15 protein-coding genes are annotated in these 16,087 nt (G+C 70.8%); 8 read left to right on the top strand and 7 right to left on the bottom strand.

Annotated elements, in window-relative coordinates; translation table 11 throughout:
- Nucleotides 1–82: 82 nt before the first annotated feature.
- Together ABZS61_RS15275 and ABZS61_RS15270 are read right to left on the bottom strand one after the other, a co-directional pair.
- On the bottom strand, nucleotides 83–721 hold the full coding sequence (locus ABZS61_RS15275) for a peptidase (RefSeq protein WP_356419935.1): 639 nt from the start codon (nucleotides 719–721) through the stop codon (nucleotides 83–85).
- The gene (locus ABZS61_RS15270; protein ID WP_356419932.1) at nucleotides 718–1,929 is read right to left on the bottom strand and encodes a pyridoxal phosphate-dependent aminotransferase; all 1,212 of its coding nucleotides are present in this window, start codon (nucleotides 1,927–1,929) and stop codon (nucleotides 718–720) included. The genes ABZS61_RS15275 and ABZS61_RS15270 overlap by 4 nt, the downstream gene beginning before the upstream one ends.
- Before the next feature lie 87 nt (nucleotides 1,930–2,016).
- On the opposite strand from ABZS61_RS15270, the gene ABZS61_RS15265 reads away from it, so the two are divergent.
- The 3 genes from ABZS61_RS15265 (at nucleotide 2,017) to ABZS61_RS15255 (ending at nucleotide 3,964) form a co-directional block, all read left to right on the top strand.
- Entirely contained in the window at nucleotides 2,017–2,682 is a 666-nt protein-coding gene (locus tag ABZS61_RS15265) for a helix-turn-helix domain-containing protein (RefSeq protein WP_356419929.1), read from the top strand.
- 83 nt (nucleotides 2,683–2,765) lie between these two features.
- On the top strand, nucleotides 2,766–3,260 hold the full coding sequence (locus ABZS61_RS15260; RefSeq protein ID WP_356419926.1) for a cupin domain-containing protein: 495 nt from the start codon (nucleotides 2,766–2,768) through the stop codon (nucleotides 3,258–3,260).
- A gap of 62 nt (nucleotides 3,261–3,322) precedes the next feature.
- On the top strand, nucleotides 3,323–3,964 hold the full coding sequence (locus ABZS61_RS15255; RefSeq protein WP_356419923.1) for a uridine kinase: 642 nt from the start codon (nucleotides 3,323–3,325) through the stop codon (nucleotides 3,962–3,964).
- A gap of 3 nt (nucleotides 3,965–3,967) precedes the next feature.
- Here ABZS61_RS15255 and ABZS61_RS15250 read toward each other — a convergent pair whose 3' ends face one another.
- From ABZS61_RS15250 to ABZS61_RS15230, 5 genes are all read right to left on the bottom strand, one after another.
- Complete coding sequence (locus ABZS61_RS15250; protein ID WP_356419920.1) at nucleotides 3,968–4,873, bottom strand: PfkB family carbohydrate kinase; 906 nt, start codon at nucleotides 4,871–4,873, stop codon at nucleotides 3,968–3,970.
- The gene (locus tag ABZS61_RS15245) at nucleotides 4,870–5,817 is read right to left on the bottom strand and encodes a pseudouridine-5'-phosphate glycosidase (RefSeq protein WP_356419917.1); all 948 of its coding nucleotides are present in this window, start codon (nucleotides 5,815–5,817) and stop codon (nucleotides 4,870–4,872) included. The genes ABZS61_RS15250 and ABZS61_RS15245 overlap by 4 nt, the downstream gene beginning before the upstream one ends.
- A gap of 63 nt (nucleotides 5,818–5,880) precedes the next feature.
- A complete protein-coding gene (locus ABZS61_RS15240) occupies nucleotides 5,881–7,158 on the bottom strand; it encodes an MFS transporter (RefSeq protein WP_356419914.1) in 1,278 nt (425 codons plus the stop codon).
- Between the two features lie 158 nt (nucleotides 7,159–7,316).
- Nucleotides 7,317–7,862 (bottom strand): methylated-DNA--[protein]-cysteine S-methyltransferase, encoded by a 546-nt coding sequence (locus ABZS61_RS15235; protein ID WP_356419911.1) that lies wholly within the window; start codon nucleotides 7,860–7,862, stop codon nucleotides 7,317–7,319.
- A gap of 56 nt (nucleotides 7,863–7,918) precedes the next feature.
- Entirely contained in the window at nucleotides 7,919–8,791 is an 873-nt protein-coding gene (locus ABZS61_RS15230) for a glycerophosphodiester phosphodiesterase family protein (RefSeq protein WP_356419908.1), read from the bottom strand.
- Nucleotides 8,792–9,005: 214 nt separating this feature from the next.
- Between ABZS61_RS15230 and ABZS61_RS15225 the strand changes: the two genes are divergently transcribed.
- The 5 genes from ABZS61_RS15225 (at nucleotide 9,006) to ABZS61_RS15205 (ending at nucleotide 16,056) form a co-directional block, all read left to right on the top strand.
- A complete protein-coding gene (locus tag ABZS61_RS15225; RefSeq protein ID WP_356419906.1) occupies nucleotides 9,006–9,878 on the top strand; it encodes an MHYT domain-containing protein in 873 nt (290 codons plus the stop codon).
- A gap of 39 nt (nucleotides 9,879–9,917) precedes the next feature.
- Entirely contained in the window at nucleotides 9,918–12,035 is a 2,118-nt protein-coding gene (gene uvrB, locus ABZS61_RS15220; RefSeq protein ID WP_356419903.1) for an excinuclease ABC subunit UvrB, read from the top strand.
- 132 nt (nucleotides 12,036–12,167) lie between these two features.
- Entirely contained in the window at nucleotides 12,168–12,746 is a 579-nt protein-coding gene (locus ABZS61_RS15215) for a TerD family protein (protein ID WP_351175929.1), read from the top strand.
- 109 nt (nucleotides 12,747–12,855) lie between these two features.
- Entirely contained in the window at nucleotides 12,856–14,790 is a 1,935-nt protein-coding gene (locus ABZS61_RS15210; RefSeq protein ID WP_356419899.1) for a TerD family protein, read from the top strand.
- A gap of 258 nt (nucleotides 14,791–15,048) precedes the next feature.
- The gene (locus ABZS61_RS15205) at nucleotides 15,049–16,056 is read left to right on the top strand and encodes a TerC family protein (RefSeq protein WP_356419896.1); all 1,008 of its coding nucleotides are present in this window, start codon (nucleotides 15,049–15,051) and stop codon (nucleotides 16,054–16,056) included.
- Nucleotides 16,057–16,087 lie beyond the last annotated feature (31 nt).

Raw genomic sequence — 16,087 nt, 5'->3', positions numbered from 1 at the left:
GGCGCTCACCGTGGCACGCGGCCGGCGCAACGGCGCGGCAGGACACCGGCATCCGGGCCGGTCCACCCGTAAGGGGGAGGTGCTACGGAACCGCGGCACCCGTTGTCGTGGCTCCGGGGAACGACACCCCGCGACCCGCGAAGAAGCTTTCGAAGATCGGCAGGGGCAGCTCGGCCGCGCGTGTGTCCGCCGTCGTCCCCGAAGGGTTGTGGAAGTGCACTCCCGATCCGTCCGCGGTGCGCGAGGTCAGCAGGACCAGATGCCCGCCCCGCCCCGGTGCCGGCAGTTCCGGGTGCCGGATTCCGTAGTGCACGGACGCCATCACGCTTCTGCCGTCGTCGAGCAGCCCGAGGATTCCGGCGGGGGACAGGTGCCGGTGGACGGTCGCGTCGAGGCCGTGGGCCTCCGTCACGTACGCCGCGAACGGGGCGTAGACCAGGCCCCGGATCACCCCCTGGGCGTCCTCGGTGTACGCGCCGTACTCGAGGGCCCCGTCGCGCAGCGCGAACAGGGTCGGAGCGGCGGGGCCGAGCGCCATGCGCAGGCAGGTCATACCGCACAGATGGCCTGCCCAGCGCGCGTACTCGGCGGGCGAGGCCGCGCCGGAGTCCGCCCAGCCGGGGTCCTCGGCCGGGTCGAGCCCGCCCTCCACGATCGCGGCCACCAGCCCGGGCGACGCGAACTGCGTGTGCACGGGCGTCCGGCAGCTTGCGCAGATCACTGGCGGTATCCGTTCAGGAAGCGACCGATGCGGCTGATCGCCGCGTCGAGGTCGTCGGCGTGCGGGAGGGTCAGGATCCGGAAGTGGTCGGGGCGCGGCCAGTTGAAGCCGGTGCCCTGCACCACCTGGATCTTCTCCCGCAGCAGCAGGTCCAGGACGAACCGCTCGTCGTCGACGATGTTGTGGACCTTCGGGTCGATGCGCGGGAACGCGTACAGGGCGCCCTTCGGCTTCACGCACGACACCCCGGGGATCTCGTTCAGCCGCTCCCAGGCCCGGTCGCGCTGCTCATGGAGCCGGCCCCCCGGAGCGACGAGCTCCCGGATCGACTGCCGGCCGCCGAGCGCCGCCTGGATCGCGTACTGGGCGGGGGCGTTGGGGCACAGTCGCATGGAGGCGAGCATGGTGAGCCCCTCGAGGTAGTTGCGGGCGTGCTGCTGGGGGCCCGACACCACCATCCAGCCGGAGCGGAATCCCGCCACGCGGTACGTCTTGGACAGCCCGCTGAAGGTGAGGCAGAACAGGTCCGGAGCCAGGACCGCCACGGAGTGGTGCTCGGCGTCGTCGTAGAGGATCTGGTCGTAGATCTCGTCGGCGAACACCATCAGCCCGTGGCTGCGCGCCAGATCGAGCATGCCTTCGAGGATCTCGCGGGGATAGACCGCACCCGTCGGGTTGTTCGGGTTGATGATCACCATGGCCTTGGTGCGGTCGGTGATCTTCGAGGCCATGTCCGCGAGGTCCGGATTCCAGTCCGCGGCCTCGTCGCAGACGTAGTGCACGGCCTTGCCGCCCGCGAGTGTCGTGACGGCGGTCCACAGCGGGAAGTCGGGGCTCGGGATCAGGATCTCGTCGCCGTCCTCCACAAGTGCCTGTACGGACATGGAGATCAGCTCGGACACGCCGTTGCCGAGGAAGATGTCGTCGACGTCGACGTCGGTCAGGCCCATCGCCTGATAGCGCTGCGCCACGGCCCGGCGCGCGGAGAGGATGCCGCGCGAATCGGTGTAGCCATGTGCCTGCGGGAGCATCCGGATCATGTCCTGGACGATTTCCTCTGGTGCCTCGAACCCGAAGAGCGCCGGATTGCCCGTGTTGAGGCGGAGCACGCTGTGGCCCGCCTCCTCGAGGGCGTTGGCCTGCTCGACGACCGGGCCCCGGATCTCGTAACAGACCTCGTTGAGCTTGCTGGACTGCCGGAACTCCATGCTGTGCCTCCCCGACCCTGAATTGCGATACTTGGTTTTACCAAGTTGGAGCTTGGAAAGTCCAACAACATGTCTAGACTGCGTCGCATGCCACGTCAGCAGCCGCCAACACGCCCCGCCCGCCGCCGGAGTTACGACCAGTTCTGTGCCACCGCCCGGGCCCTCGACTCCGTGGGTGACCGGTGGACGCTGCTGATCGTCCGTGAACTGCTGGCCGGCCCGCGCCGGTACACGGATCTGCACGCCGACCTGCCCGGAGTCAGCACGGACGTGCTCGCCTCCCGGCTCAAGGACATGGAGCAGAGCGGACTGGCCGTACGCCGGCGGCTTCCGCCGCCCGCAGCCGCCTCGGTCTACGAACTGACCGAGCACGGTCGCGAACTGCTCCCGGTCCTCACCGCGCTCGCTCGGTGGGGTACGCCCGCACTCGCCGAACGCCGCCCCACCGACGCGGTCCGTGCCCACTGGTTCGCCCTGCCCCTGCTGCGCGCGATGGACGGGACGAAGCACGCGGGCGTCGTCGACGTCAGGCTGGAGGAGGGGGAGTTCCACATCCGCACCGGCGGGGACATGCAGGGGGACGATGCGTACGGGTACGGCCCCGCCCCGCACCCCGACGCCCGCATCGTGCTCGACGCCGAGCTCTGCCTGGCACTGGGGCGCGGCGAACTGACGCTGGCCGAAGCGGTCGCGCAGGGCCGGGCCGAGGTGCACGGGGAAGGCCCGCTGGCCACCGAACTCCGCGGGGGATGACACCCGCGCCACCGGTGACGGCGGCCCGACTCGCGCGTAGCGTGGGTTCGTTCATCCGGTCCGGCGGGACGAGGGAGATGTCCATGGAGTTCGGCAGCAGGGTCGGCACGAAGCAGCGGGGCACGCTGCGCAAGGTCATGCTCGTGGGCGCCTGTGTCTCCGCGCTCGGTCTCGTCCCGGCAGCCGCGGTCGCGACGCCCGGCAGCGGTGTGAGCGGCACCGTCGTCGCCGTGGGCACGTCTGAGGGCAAGCTGAAGGTGAAGGCCCCCAAGGGCCGTACGGATGTGACCTTCCGGACCATCACCGTGGAGCCCGGCGGTTCCACCGGCTGGCACACCCACCGAGGTCAGCTGATCGTCGTCGTCAAGTCCGGGACGCTGACCCGGACCCTCCACGACTGCTCGGTCGAGGTGACACCCGCGGGAACGTCGTTCATCGAGCCGTCCGGAACCAAACACCGGCACATCGGGCGCAACCTCGGCACGGAACCCGTGGTGCTGTGGGTGACCTACCTGCTTCCCCAGGGCAGCGAACTCTCCGACGACGCCGACGCGGCGGACTGCCCGGCGGTGAAGTAGGTCCGGCACCGGGGCGGGGGCGATCCCGTACGGAGGCGGCGCGGCCGGGTGATGATGGATACGTGCGATTCGAACCGATCACCTGGGAACGTCTGGCCGAAGAGCTGGCCGCGCACGCCGACGGCCTGAAACCGGCCGACGGCGGGCCCTGGCTCAGAATCGGCATCGACGGCGCTCCGGCAGCCCGCCCCGGTGAACCCGCCGAACGCGTCGCCGAGGAACTGCGGGCGCGCGGCCGTGCGGTGCTCACCGTCTCCACCGGAGGGTTCCTGCGACCGGCGAGTCTTCGCTACGAGTACGGCAAGGAGGACCCCGACTCGTACGCCGACAGCTGGTTCGACACCAACGCGCTGTGGCGCGAGGTGTTCCGTCCGCTGGAGCCCGGCGGCAGCGGACGGGTGCTGCCCGACCTCTGGGACCCCGTCACGGACCGGGCCACCCGCAGCCCGTACCGGGTCCTGCCCGAGGGCGGGGTCCTGATCATGCACGGGCCGCTGCTCCTCGGGCAGTGGTTCCCCTTCGACCTCGGCGTTCATCTGCGCCTCTCGCCCGGTGCGCTGCGACGGCGCACCGAGGAGAGCGAGCGGTGGACCCTGCCCGCCTTCGCGCGCTACGAGGACGAGGTGGCGCCCGCCGACCGCGCCGACGTGGTGGTGCGGGCCGACGACCCGCACCACCCCGCCTGGACCGGCATCGGCACGTAACCGCTACGCCGGACGCGGTACCGGGCGCCCGCCGACCGTCGCGACCGCTTCGGCCCCGGCCCGGCAGCCGGCCGCGGCCGCCGCGGCGTCGTCCGCCCCGGCGATGAGGGCGGCGAGGAAACCGCCGGTGAAGGCGTCCCCCGCGCCCGTCGAGTCGACCGGATCCGGTACGGCCGGGGCGGGTACACGCGTGGTCACCATGCCCCCGGCCGCCAGCAGGACGCCCCTGTCCCCGAGGGTGACCGCGACCCGCACGGCGTGACGGCTCAGCTTGGCCGCCGCGTCGGCCGCGTCCGGCAGGCCGGTCAGCTCCCTGGCCTCGTCCGCATTGGGCAGCAGCAGGTCCACGCCCTCGACCAGGTCCAGGAAGGCGTCGGCTCCCAGAGCGGCGAGGAAGCCCGCCGACGCAGGGTCCACACTCACCGGGATGTCCCGCCGCCGGGCCTCACGCAGGGCGAGCTGCGCCGTCGCGCGGCTGGTCGCCGCGAAGAGGAGATAGCCGGAGAGGTGGAGCCGGGCGACGCCGTCCAGGAATGACGCCGACCAGTCGTCGGGGGAGAGGCGCAGGACCGCGCCGCTGTCGGTGAGGAAGGTGCGCTCGGCCGAGGAATCGACCAGGGCCACCACCGTGCCGGTCGGCGCCTCCCCGTCCACGGACAGCAACGGCCGCACCCCCGCCCGTTCCAGGGCGCCGCGGTGCCAGGCCTCCGAATCGGCCCCGGCCCGGGCCAGGAGACGCACGTCCCGACAGCCCGAACGAACAGCCCAGCACGCGACGTTGGCGCCTGCCCCGCCCGGCATCGTGCTGATCCGCGCAGCCGTGTCCGTACCGTGGACCACGGCCGAGCCGTGCCGGACGACCACGTCGGTGACCACGTCGCCGACGACGAGAAGTCCGCCCTCGGTCACCGGGCCGCCGCCGCGATCCGCGCGGCCAGCTGCACGTTCCCGCGCACGGCGGCCAGATTCGCTTCCAGGGACGCTCCGCCGGTCTCCCGCATCAGGTACTCCAGCAGGAACGGAGTGACGGCCTGCCCCACGATCCCGCGCTCCCGGCAGGCGTCCAGAGCCTGCGCGAGCACCCGGTCGTGCACCTCGGGGTCCAACTGCTCCTCCTGCGGTACGGGGTTGGCGACGATCAGCGCGGCGGGGGGACCCCCGAGCTCTTTCCTGGCCCGCATCACCTCCGCGACCTCCCGCGGCGTGCGGACCGTCCAGTCGACGGGCTCGCCCGAACTGCTCAGGTAGAAGCCGGGGAAGTACTCCGTGCCGTAACCGAGCACGCCGACGCCCAGCGTCTCGAGGCGCTGGAGCGTGGCCGGCACGTCCAGGATCGACTTCACGCCCGCGCAGACCACGGTGATGCCGGTCCCGGCGAGCAGCCGCAGATCCGCGGACTCGTCCTGAGTCTCGGTCCACTCCCGGTGTACGCCGCCGAGCCCTCCGGTCGCGAAGACGCTCAGGCCGGCCCGCGCCGCCAGGAACGCGGTCGCGGACACGGTCGTCGCCCCGCTCGCTCCCTGGGCGAGAGCGGGCGCGAGGTCGCGGTGGCCGAGCTTCCGCATCGCCGGGTCCCCGGCCACCCGCTCCAACCGGTCGGCCGTCAGACCCACATGGGCCCGGCCGTCGAGCACGGCGACCGTGGCGGGCACGGCCCCCGCATTGCGTACGAGCTCCTCCAGCTCCTCGGCGACCTGGAGGTTGCGGGGGCGTGGCAGACCGTGGGCGATGATCGTCGACTCCAGGGCGACGACGGGGCGGTGGTCGGCGAGAGCGTCTCGCACCTCGGTGGAGAGCACGGGGGCGTGGCGGCCGGTTTCCTGCGACGTGGATGCCGATGGGTTCCGATGCATGCCCCATCCCTGTCGCAGGCACGGCGCCCGCAAACCCGGACGGGGAGGGGAGCCGCCGGTCTCTCAGACCTTCCCGGACACCGAGGGCTGCCGGTTCAGGGTCCGGCGCAGGGCGAGAGCGGCCAGCGGCAGCAGCAGACAGGCGGCGGCCGTGTTCAGCCAGCCGTAGCTCAGCCGGGAGACGATCACTCCGGCGACCGCGCCGCCGACGCCCGCCGCCGTGTTCATCGTGAGGTCCGAGAGCCCCTGCACCGCGGCGCGGGCGGCCTGCGGCACGGAGTCGGTGAGCAGCGCCGAACCGGCGACCAGGCCGGCCGACCAGCCGAGGCCCAGGACGAACAGACCCGCGGCGGTCCGGCCGTGCCCCGCGCCGGACGTGCCGGCCAGCACCGCGGCGCAGCACAGCAGGCCTACGGCCAGTCCGATGACGGACAGCCTCCCCACCCGGTCGGAGAGCCAGCCCATGACGGGCGAGAACGCGTACATGCCCGCGATATGACCGCTGATGACCAGCCCGATCAGCTGGATGTCCGCGCCGTGGTGCCCGAGGTGGACCGGGGTCATGACCATGATCGAGACCATGGTGGTGTGCGACACCGCGATGGTCACCAGCGCGAGACGGGCCATGGGGGAGGCCCGCACCGCCGCGACGCCCGCCCGCAGGGAGCGCTGGGCGGTCCCGGTCTCCTGCGGGGCGAGCGCGCGGGCGGTGAGCAGCGGGTCGGGGCGCAGCAGCACGGCGACCACGGCACCGGTGAGCAGGAAGATGGCGGCGGCCCAGGCGAACGGACCGGCCGTCTCGGGCACGGAGGTGCCGCGGAAGACATGGCCGGCGGGTGCCGAGATGTTGGGGCCGAGGACCGAACCGATCGTGGTGGCCCAGACGACGTTGGAGATCGCCCGCCCTCGGCGGTCCGGTTCGGCCAGATCTGCCGCGGCGAACCTGGCCTGGAGATTGGCCGACGAGCCGGCGCCGAAACCGGCCATGCCGAGGAGCAGCAGCGGGAAGCTGCCCACCACGGCGGCGGCCACGACCAGGGACGCGCCCACCGCCCCGATCAGATAGGCGAGAACGAGTCCGGGGCGCCTGCCCCGTGAGGTCATCAGGGCGGCCAGAGGCAGTGACAGCAGTGCAGTACCCGCCACCGAGGCGGTCGGGGCGAGCCCGGACAGGGCATCGGAGCCGCTCACCTCCGCCGCCAGGACCGGTGCCAGGGCGATACCGATGGCCACGCCGAGGCCGCCGAGTATCTGGCTGCCGATGAGTACGGCGGAGGTCCTGCGCTGCAGCGCGGGCAGGTCCGCAGCGGTGATCCGGGAGGTGGGGAAGGCTTCTGTCACCGCCGAAGTGTGCCAGCTCGCACGTCCGTGCGGAATCCGGTTTCCGGACCCATGTGCCCGTGCGGGACGGCACCTGGTGTCCACGTGCGGGACGGCACCCGCTGTGACCGTCCGGGACCGCGACCGCTGTGACCGTCCGGGACCGCGCCGGACGGTCCTCAGAACAGCGGCTGCGGCAGGACCCCCTCGAGTGCCAGCAGCTGCCGCTTGGTCTCCAGCCCGCCGCCGAAGCCGCCGAGCCCTCCGTCGCTCTCCACCACGCGGTGGCACGGCACCACCACCGGCAGCGGATTCGAACCCATCGCCGCCCCGACGGCCTGGGCGGCCCCGGGCTGCCCCACCCGCCCGGCCAGGTCCCCGTACCCGACGACGGTGCCGTAGGGCACACCGGCTGCCAGCTCGCGGAGCACCTCGCGGTTGAAACCGGAGGTCAGCGACCAGTCCAGGTCCAGCGAGAACGCGCGCAGCCCGCCCGCGAAATACGCCGCGAGCTGGCGCTCGGGCTCGGCGAGCCGCGAGGAGCCGGGTGCCTGCACGGTTTCCGCGCCCAGCCGCGTCCGTATGTGCCCGAGTGCCTTGTCCCGGACGTCGGGGCGCGCGTGGAAGACCACGTTCACCAGGCCCGTGCCGGTCGCGGCGAGCAGGAGCGGCCCGATGTCGCTCTGCACGACGGACCACTCCACGCCCTGCTCGTTGCTGTCCATGCGCCCACCGTACGGCCGGCCACCGACAACGCCCGGCCACGGCCCCTCCGGATGTCTCAGCGGGTGGCGTCCCGCACGACGTCGGGGTTGTTGGTGATGATGCCGTCGACACCGAAGCCGGCCACCTTCGCCGCGTTCACCGCGTCGTTGACGGTCCAGGTGTTCACCTGGAGCGGCTTGCCGTGGGCGCCCTTCAGCTTCTGGACCGCGGCGACGTAGTCGGCGCCGATCGTGGAGTGCGAGGGATTGATCTGGTCGGTGAACGCCGCGTACGACGGCAGGTCGGCCACCGCGGGGGTGCCGAGGAAGCCGGTGACGACGTCGGGACGCTGAGCGTGGACAGTTTTCACACTCTCTGCACCGAAGCTCTGGACGATCAGCCGGTGCTTGACGTGACCGCGGTCCAGCCACCCCTCCTCGCGCAGGATCCGCAGGGTCTCCCTCTCGATTCCCGGGTAGGTCTCCGGGCTCTTGATCTCCAGGAGGAGCTTCTGGCGGTTGCGCTCGACCCGGTGCAGGTACTGCGTGAGCGTCGGCACCCGCGCCCCCGCGTACGCGGCGCCGAACCAGCTGCCCGCGTCCAGCCGCGCGATCTCGGCGGCGGTGAGGTCCTTGACCGCCCAAGGGGCGCGGCCGGGGAAGACCTGCTCGGCGTCGGTGGTCCGCCCGAGGGTGGTGTCGTGCACGACGACCAGCACACCGTCCTTGGTGAGCTGCACATCGTTCTCCACCCAGTCGATGCCCAGACGGTCGGCCGCGTCCACGGCCGCCAGGGTGTTCTCCGGGGCGTAGGCGGAAGCCCCGCGGTGGGCGAAGACGACCGGGCCGTCCTTCGGGCCCGCCGCCTGTGCCTGGGTGGCGGGCAGCAGGACACAGCCGCCGAGCAGAGCGGCGACGGCGGCGGAGGCGGTTGCGGTGCGTGCGGACACGTGTACTCCTCGCGTCGGGATGTGGACATGCCGAGACTCCCAGCCGATGTCCAACGGATGGCAGGAAGGCGGTGACGACAATGTGAACGGTTTGTTCGGTACCGAATCGTGGACCGGCTCGGAGGCGGATAAAATGCCCCTCTTATGTTTGCCTGTCGGGCCTCGCCCCTTAGGGTCACCCCCGAACCCGGGCTTCCGCGAAGGGCATACCAGCATGCAGGGCACAGTTGACGGTTTCAGTTACGGCCTCGTGACCCCGGTCGCGGCATTCCTCATGGCATGCCTCGGCGCGGCTCTCGGGCTGCGCTGCACCACGCGGTCGCTGCGCACCGAACGTTCCTTCAAAGCAGGCTGGTTGGCCCTGGGTGCGACCTCCATAGGCTCAGGCATCTGGACGATGCACTTCGTCGCGATGCTGGGCTTCTCCGTCGAGGAGACGCCGGTCAGCTACGACAGGCCGCTCACGTTCGCCAGCCTCGCCGTGGCGATCGTGATGGTCGGAATCGGCATCTTCATCGTCGGCTACCGGGGCGCCACGCGCATGGCACTGGTCACCGGCGGCACGATCACGGGCCTCGGCGTGGCCTCGATGCACTACCTGGGTATGGCCGGAATGCAGTTCGGGGGACAGTTCGCGTACGACACGGTCACCGTCTCGCTCTCCGTCGTCATCGCCGTGGTGGCCTCGACCGCCTCGTTGTGGGCCGCCGTCTCCATCCACGGTTTCCTGCCCAGCCTCGGCGCGAGCCTGGTCATGGGCGTCGCCGTGAGCGGAATGCACTACACGGGAATGGCCGCGCTCAGCGTGCACCTGCACCCGGCCGTGGCCCAGGGGACGGGGGCCGGCGACACGCCTGCCTCGCTGCTCATGCCGATGCTGATCGGGCCGGGCTGCTTCCTGCTCCTCGCCGGGGTGGTCGTGCTGTTCGATCCGCTGGTGGTGATGGGCGCCCCCGACGGGCCTGACCGCCGGCCCGGTGACCGCCCGCGCAGCAGCGGGCCGGTACCCGGCATCCCGGTCCAGCGGCACCACGCCTCGTACGGGACCGGGGCCCGCGGGGAGTACCGCCCGCCGCGGAATCGCTGATCCGGCGCCGTTGTCAGTGGCGGGTCGTACGGTGGTTGCATGCGGCCCGTTTCGAAGATCGAACGTTCGATGGCGCCTTTCGAGGTCATCAGTCCCTACCAGCCCAGCGGTGACCAGCCCGCGGCCATCGCCGAGCTGGAGCGGCGTGTCCGCGCCGCCGAGAAGGACGTCGTCCTGCTCGGCGCGACCGGCACCGGCAAGTCGGCGACGACCGCGTGGATGATCGAGAAGCTGCAGCGCCCGACGCTGGTGATGGCGCCCAACAAGACGCTCGCCGCCCAGCTGGCCAACGAGTTCCGCGAGCTCCTCCCGAACAACGCCGTCGAGTACTTCGTCTCGTACTACGACTACTACCAGCCCGAGGCGTACGTCCCGCAGTCGGACACCTACATCGAGAAGGACTCCTCGATCAACGAGGAGGTCGAGCGGCTGCGCCACTCCGCCACGAACTCACTGCTGACCCGGCGCGACGTCGTCGTGGTCGCCTCCGTCTCCTGCATCTACGGCCTCGGCACACCCCAGGAGTACGTGGACCGGATGGTCCAGCTCAAGGTCGGCGACGAGATCGACCGCGACCAGCTGCTGCGCCGCTTCGTCGAGATCCAGTACACCCGCAACGACCTGGCGTTCGCCCGCGGCACCTTCCGGGTGCGCGGCGACACCATCGAGATCTTCCCGGTGTACGAGGAGCTCGCCGTCCGGATCGAGATGTTCGGCGACGAGATCGAGGCGCTCTCCACCCTCCACCCGCTCACGGGCGAGGTCATCAGCGAGGACCGGTCGCTCCACGTCTTTCCCGCCAGCCACTACGTGGCGGGCCCCGAGCGCATGGAGAAGGCGGTCGGCGGCATCGAGGCCGAGCTCCAGCTGCGCCTCGCGGAGCTGGAGAAGCAGGGCAAGATGCTTGAGGCCCAGCGGCTGCGCATGCGCACGACGTACGACATCGAGATGCTCCGCCAGATCGGCACCTGCTCCGGCGTGGAGAACTACTCGATGCACTTCGACGGCCGTGATCCGGGCACTGCGCCCAACACCCTTCTCGACTACTTCCCCGAGGACTTCCTCCTCGTCCTGGACGAGTCGCACGTCACCGTGCCGCAGATCGGCGCGATGTACGAGGGCGACGCCTCCCGTAAGCGGACTCTCGTCGACCACGGCTTCCGGCTGCCCTCCGCCCTGGACAACCGCCCGCTGAAATGGGAGGAGTTCCTGGGCCGGATCAACCAGACCGTCTATCTGTCCGCCACCCCGGGGAAGTACGAGCTCTCCCGGGGCGACGGGTTCGTGGAGCAGATCATCCGGCCCACCGGGCTCGTCGACCCCGAGGTCGTCGTCAAGCCGACCGAGGGCCAGATCGACGACCTGGTGCACGAGATCCGCAAGCGGACCGAGAAGGACGAGCGGGTCCTGGTCACCACCCTCACCAAGAAGATGTCCGAGGACCTCACCGACTACTTCCTCGAGCTCGGCATCCAGGTCCGCTACCTCCACAGCGACGTCGACACCCTGCGCCGCATCGAGCTGCTGCGCGAACTGCGCTCTGGCGAGTACGACGTCCTGGTCGGGATCAACCTGCTGCGTGAGGGCCTCGACCTTCCCGAGGTGTCCCTCGTGGCCATCCTCGACGCGGACAAGCAGGGCTTCCTGCGGTCCGGCACCTCCCTGATCCAGACCATCGGCCGTGCCGCCCGAAACGTGTCCGGACAGGTCCACATGTACGCGGACAAGATCACTCCGGCGATGGCCCAGGCCATCGACGAGACCAACCGCCGCCGTGAGAAGCAGATCGCGTACAACACCGAGCGCGGGCTCGACCCGCAGCCGCTCCGCAAGAAGATCAACGACATCGTCGCGACCATCGCCCGCGAGGAGGTCGACACCGAGCAGCTCCTCGGCTCCGGCTACCGGCAGGGCAAGGGAGCCAAGGCCCCCGTGCCCGCGCTCGGCGGCAAGGCCTCGGCCGGCAAGGCGAAGGGGGGTGGCGCGGCGGTCACCGACCGGCCCGCCACGGAGCTCGCCGGGATCATCGAGGAGATGACGGACCGGATGCGGGCGGCCGCCGCAGACCTGCAGTTCGAAGTGGCCGCCCGACTGCGCGACGAGGTGGGCGAGTTGAAGAAGGAGCTGCGCCAGATGAGGGAGGCGGGACTGGCCTGACCGGCGTGCACCAGGTGTGTTGCAAGAACGACACAAAAACGCCCCTTACCTGCTTCCGCCCCGAGTGGACTGCGTAGGGTGCGGGGAAACCGCACACGGACGGTTGCGGGGCAAGCGGAGAGGGGACAGCGCGTGACGGTCAATATGACCAAGGGTCAGGCCATCAGCCTGCAGAAGAGCGACGGGGGGACCCTGACCGCGGTACGGATGGGGCTCGGCTGGCAGGCGGCTCCGCGCCGCGGTCTGTTCGGCTCGCGCACCCGGGAGATCGACCTGGACGCCTCGGCGGTGCTCTTCGCCGACAAGCAGCCTGTGGACGTCGTGTTCTTCCGTCACCTCGTCAGCGACGACGGCTCGGTCAAGCACACCGGCGACAACCTGGTCGGCGGCGCAGGCTCCGGCGGCGACGACGAGGCGATCCTCGTCGACCTGCAGCGGATCCCGGTCCACATCGACCAGATCGTCTTCACGGTGAACTCCTTCACCGGTCAGACGTTCCAGGAAGTGCAGAACGCCTTCTGCCGCATCGTCGACGAGACGAACGGCCAGGAGCTCGCCCGCTACACGCTCGACGGCGGCGGCCAGTACACGGCCCAGATCATGGCCAAGGTGCACCGTGCGGGCAACGGATGGCAGATGACCGCCCTCGGGAACCCGGCCAACGGCCGGACCTTCCAGGACCTGATGCCGTCCATCCTGCCGCACCTGTAGCAGGACCGGACCGCGGTCCGACGTCAGTACGAGCAGCTCCCGGAGGCTTCCGCCGCCGGGAGCTGCGCCCATGGCAGGGCACCACACCGAACGTCGAGGGGACAGGGCAATGACGGCCGAGCTGGTCCGGGGGCAGAATCACACGTTGCCTCACACCCGTCTGGAGATCAGGGTGTCGGCGGGCTCGCCCGTCGTGGCCGGTGCCACGCTCGGGGACGAGCAGGGCACGGTCCATGGCGTCGAGTGGATCGCCCACCCCGGATCCCCCCAGCTGCCCGGACTCGAGGTGTCCAGGCAGGCCGCGGCCGACCACCGGCTCGCAGTCGACCTGGAGGCGCTTCCCGACGCGGTGCACCGCGTCACCGTGCTCCTGGCCCTGCCCCTGGGCGCAGGCAGGCCCGTCCGGTTCGGCGCGGTCGCCGCGCCGTTCGTCGCCGTCACCGGGCTCGACGGCACCGAGATCGCCACCTTCACCCTCACGGGCCTGGACGCCGAGTCCGCCGTGGCGGCGCTGGAGCTCTACCGTCGGCAGGGGGTCTGGAAGGTCCGTGCTGTCGGCCAGGGATACGCCGCCGGGCTCGCCGAGATGCTCGCCGACCAGGGCGTGGTCCAGGCCGCGGAGCTGGCACGCTCGATACAGGAGGCGGTCGCCTCCGGCCTGGCCCGCTCCGTGACACCCCCGCCGCCCCGCACCGCGGACGGCGGGCGCGTACGTCACCCGGCCGGACCGGCCCCGGCCGCCGGCCCGGGCCGGCCCCACACCCGGGGTTCCGAGCCCGTCGGTGAACCGTCCTCGCCGGTGGCCGACCCCACGGCGGGCGGCCCGATCGACTACGCGCATCCGCGCCGCCAGACCACCGCCCCGCCCCCGCCGCCTCCGGTCGCCCCGCCCGCCGCACCGGGACAGCCCGCCCAGCCCGTCGCAGGTGACGCCACCGGCTGGTCCATGGACGAGCGCCTCTACAACCAGATCTGGGGCATGTTCGAGGACCTGGCCCGGGCCACCGCCGCCTATCGCAGCGCGGTCGACTTCGCCGAGTCCCGGATGGACCAGGAGCTCGACAGGGCCCTGTCCGACCCGCGCAGCCGCATCGGCGGCACCGGTGACCGGGCCCGTGAGGAAGCCCGGGCCAAGCGCGACGAGCTGACCGCGCGGGCGCGTGAGGCGCTGGACCGCGACCTCGCCCAGCTGGCCGCCGAGTCCGCCGTGGTGGAGCCCGCGCTCCCCGCCGCGTACGCGGGCTGGGGCAACCCCGTCTGGCACGCGTACCGGGTGCCGATGGAGATCCCGATGGCGCTGCGCATCGGTGACCTCCATCTGCCCGAGCGCACCGACCTGCACATCCCGCTGCTGGTGCGGCTGCCGCTGGAACGCGGGATCTGGGTCGACAGCGGCCGTACCGCGTCCGAGGCCTCCGCTCTGACGGACAGCGACCAGTTGCGCCGGCTGGGCATGGAAACCGCGGTCGCCCTGGCTGCCCGGATGCTCGCCGTCTACCCCGCGGACGAGTTCTCGGTGCATGTCATCGACCCCGCAGGCTCCGCGGCCGGTGCGCTGGCGCCCCTGACCGGTTCCGGGGCTCTCGCGGAGCCGCCGGCCGCCGGTCCCGGGGGAGTGGCCTCGGTGCTCGCCCGGCTGACGCGACGCGTCGACCTGGTGCAGATGGCCATCAGGGCCGGTGCCGCCGACTCGCTCCCGCCGGACCTGGACACGGGCGAGCAGTTGCTGATCGTCAACGACTTCCCGCACGGTTTCGACGACCGGGCGGTCACACAGTTGCGCTATCTGGCCGACGAGGGGCCCGCCGTGGGCGTGCACCTGCTGATGGTGGCCGACCGTGAGGACGCGCGTGCTTACGGTCCCGTGCTCGATCCGCTGTGGCGGTCGCTGCTGCGGATCACCCCGGTCGCCGACGACCACCTGGCCGACCCGTGGGTGGGCCACGCCTGGACGTACGAGCCGCTGAGGCCGCCGGAGGGCAGCCGCGTGCTGGAGCAGGTCCTCGCGCTGGTGGCCGCCGCTCGGCGTAACGGCTATCGCTGAGCCAGGGTGCCGCAGGACTCGAAACCGGCCTGACCAGCCATTTTGGCACCCCCTTGCCTGGGACTTTACCTTTTCTTGGGAGTTCCTGTACTGTTCTTTGGGCGGAGGGGAGTACTCCCGATCGCGACGTTCCCGTCAGTACGGACTGTGACCGGTCCCGGGGCGTCGGCCCTGTGCGCATCCCGCGCACCCTGGGTGGAAGAGACCTCCGGCAGCGACGACGCTGATCTATAGCCGTAGCGAACTGCCGGAGGCGCAGTGGACGTTTCATGGACCCTTTGGACGCTGACCATTCTCGGTCTCGTCGCCCTCATCGCCGTCGACTTCTTCATCGGGCGCAAGCCTCATGACGTGTCGACCAAGGAAGCCGGAATCTGGACCATCGTCTGGATCGTGCTGGCCGCGCTCTTCGGGCTCGGCCTGCTGCTCTTCGGCGAGACCCAGGCTTCGGGCGAATTCTTCGCCGGTTACATCACCGAGAAGTCGCTCAGCGTGGACAATCTCTTCGTCTTCGTCCTGATCATGGCGAAGTTCTCGGTGCCCTCACACCTCCAGCAGCGGGTGCTGCTCGTCGGTGTGCTGATCGCCCTGGTGCTCCGAGCGATCTTCATCGCCGCCGGCGCCGCGGTCATCGCCAACTTCTCGTGGATCTTCTACATCTTCGGCGCGTTCCTGATCTACACCGCCTGGAAGCTCATCCAGGAGGCGCGGGCCGGTGAGGAGGAGGACGAGTTCGAGGAGAACCGTCTCCTGAAGTCGATCGAGCACCGCTTCGGTGTCGCCGACAGGTACCACGGGACGAAGCTCTTCATCCGCAACAACGGCAAGCGCATCATGACCCCGCTCATGGTGGTCATGCTCGCCATCGGCACCACCGATGTGCTGTTCGCGCTGGACTCCATCCCGGCGATCTTCGGCCTGACCCAGGACCCGTACATCGTCTTCACCGCCAACGCGTTCGCTCTGATGGGCCTGCGTCAGCTGTACTTCCTCATCGGCGGTCTGCTGAAGAAGCTGGTCCACCTCAGCTACGGGCTCTCGGTGATCCTCGGCTTCATCGGCGTCAAGCTGGTGCTGCACGCACTCCACGAGTCCGGGGTGCACGTCCCCGAGATCTCCATCCCGTTCTCCCTCACCTTCATCTGCGGCGTCCTGGTGGTCACCACGATCACCAGCCTGATCGCCAACAAGAAGACGGCGGCGGCGGAGGCCGAGAAGGCGAAGGCGTCCGACGAGGAGAGCAAGAGCATCGGCGCCCAGAAGTAGTCCGTAAGCAGGACCGGCGGAAGCGGAGCCG

Source organism: Streptomyces sp. NPDC005566 (genome assembly GCF_040605575.1).
GTDB lineage: Bacteria > Actinomycetota > Actinomycetes > Streptomycetales > Streptomycetaceae > Streptomyces.
This window is presented reverse-complemented; position numbering and strand designations above follow the sequence as displayed.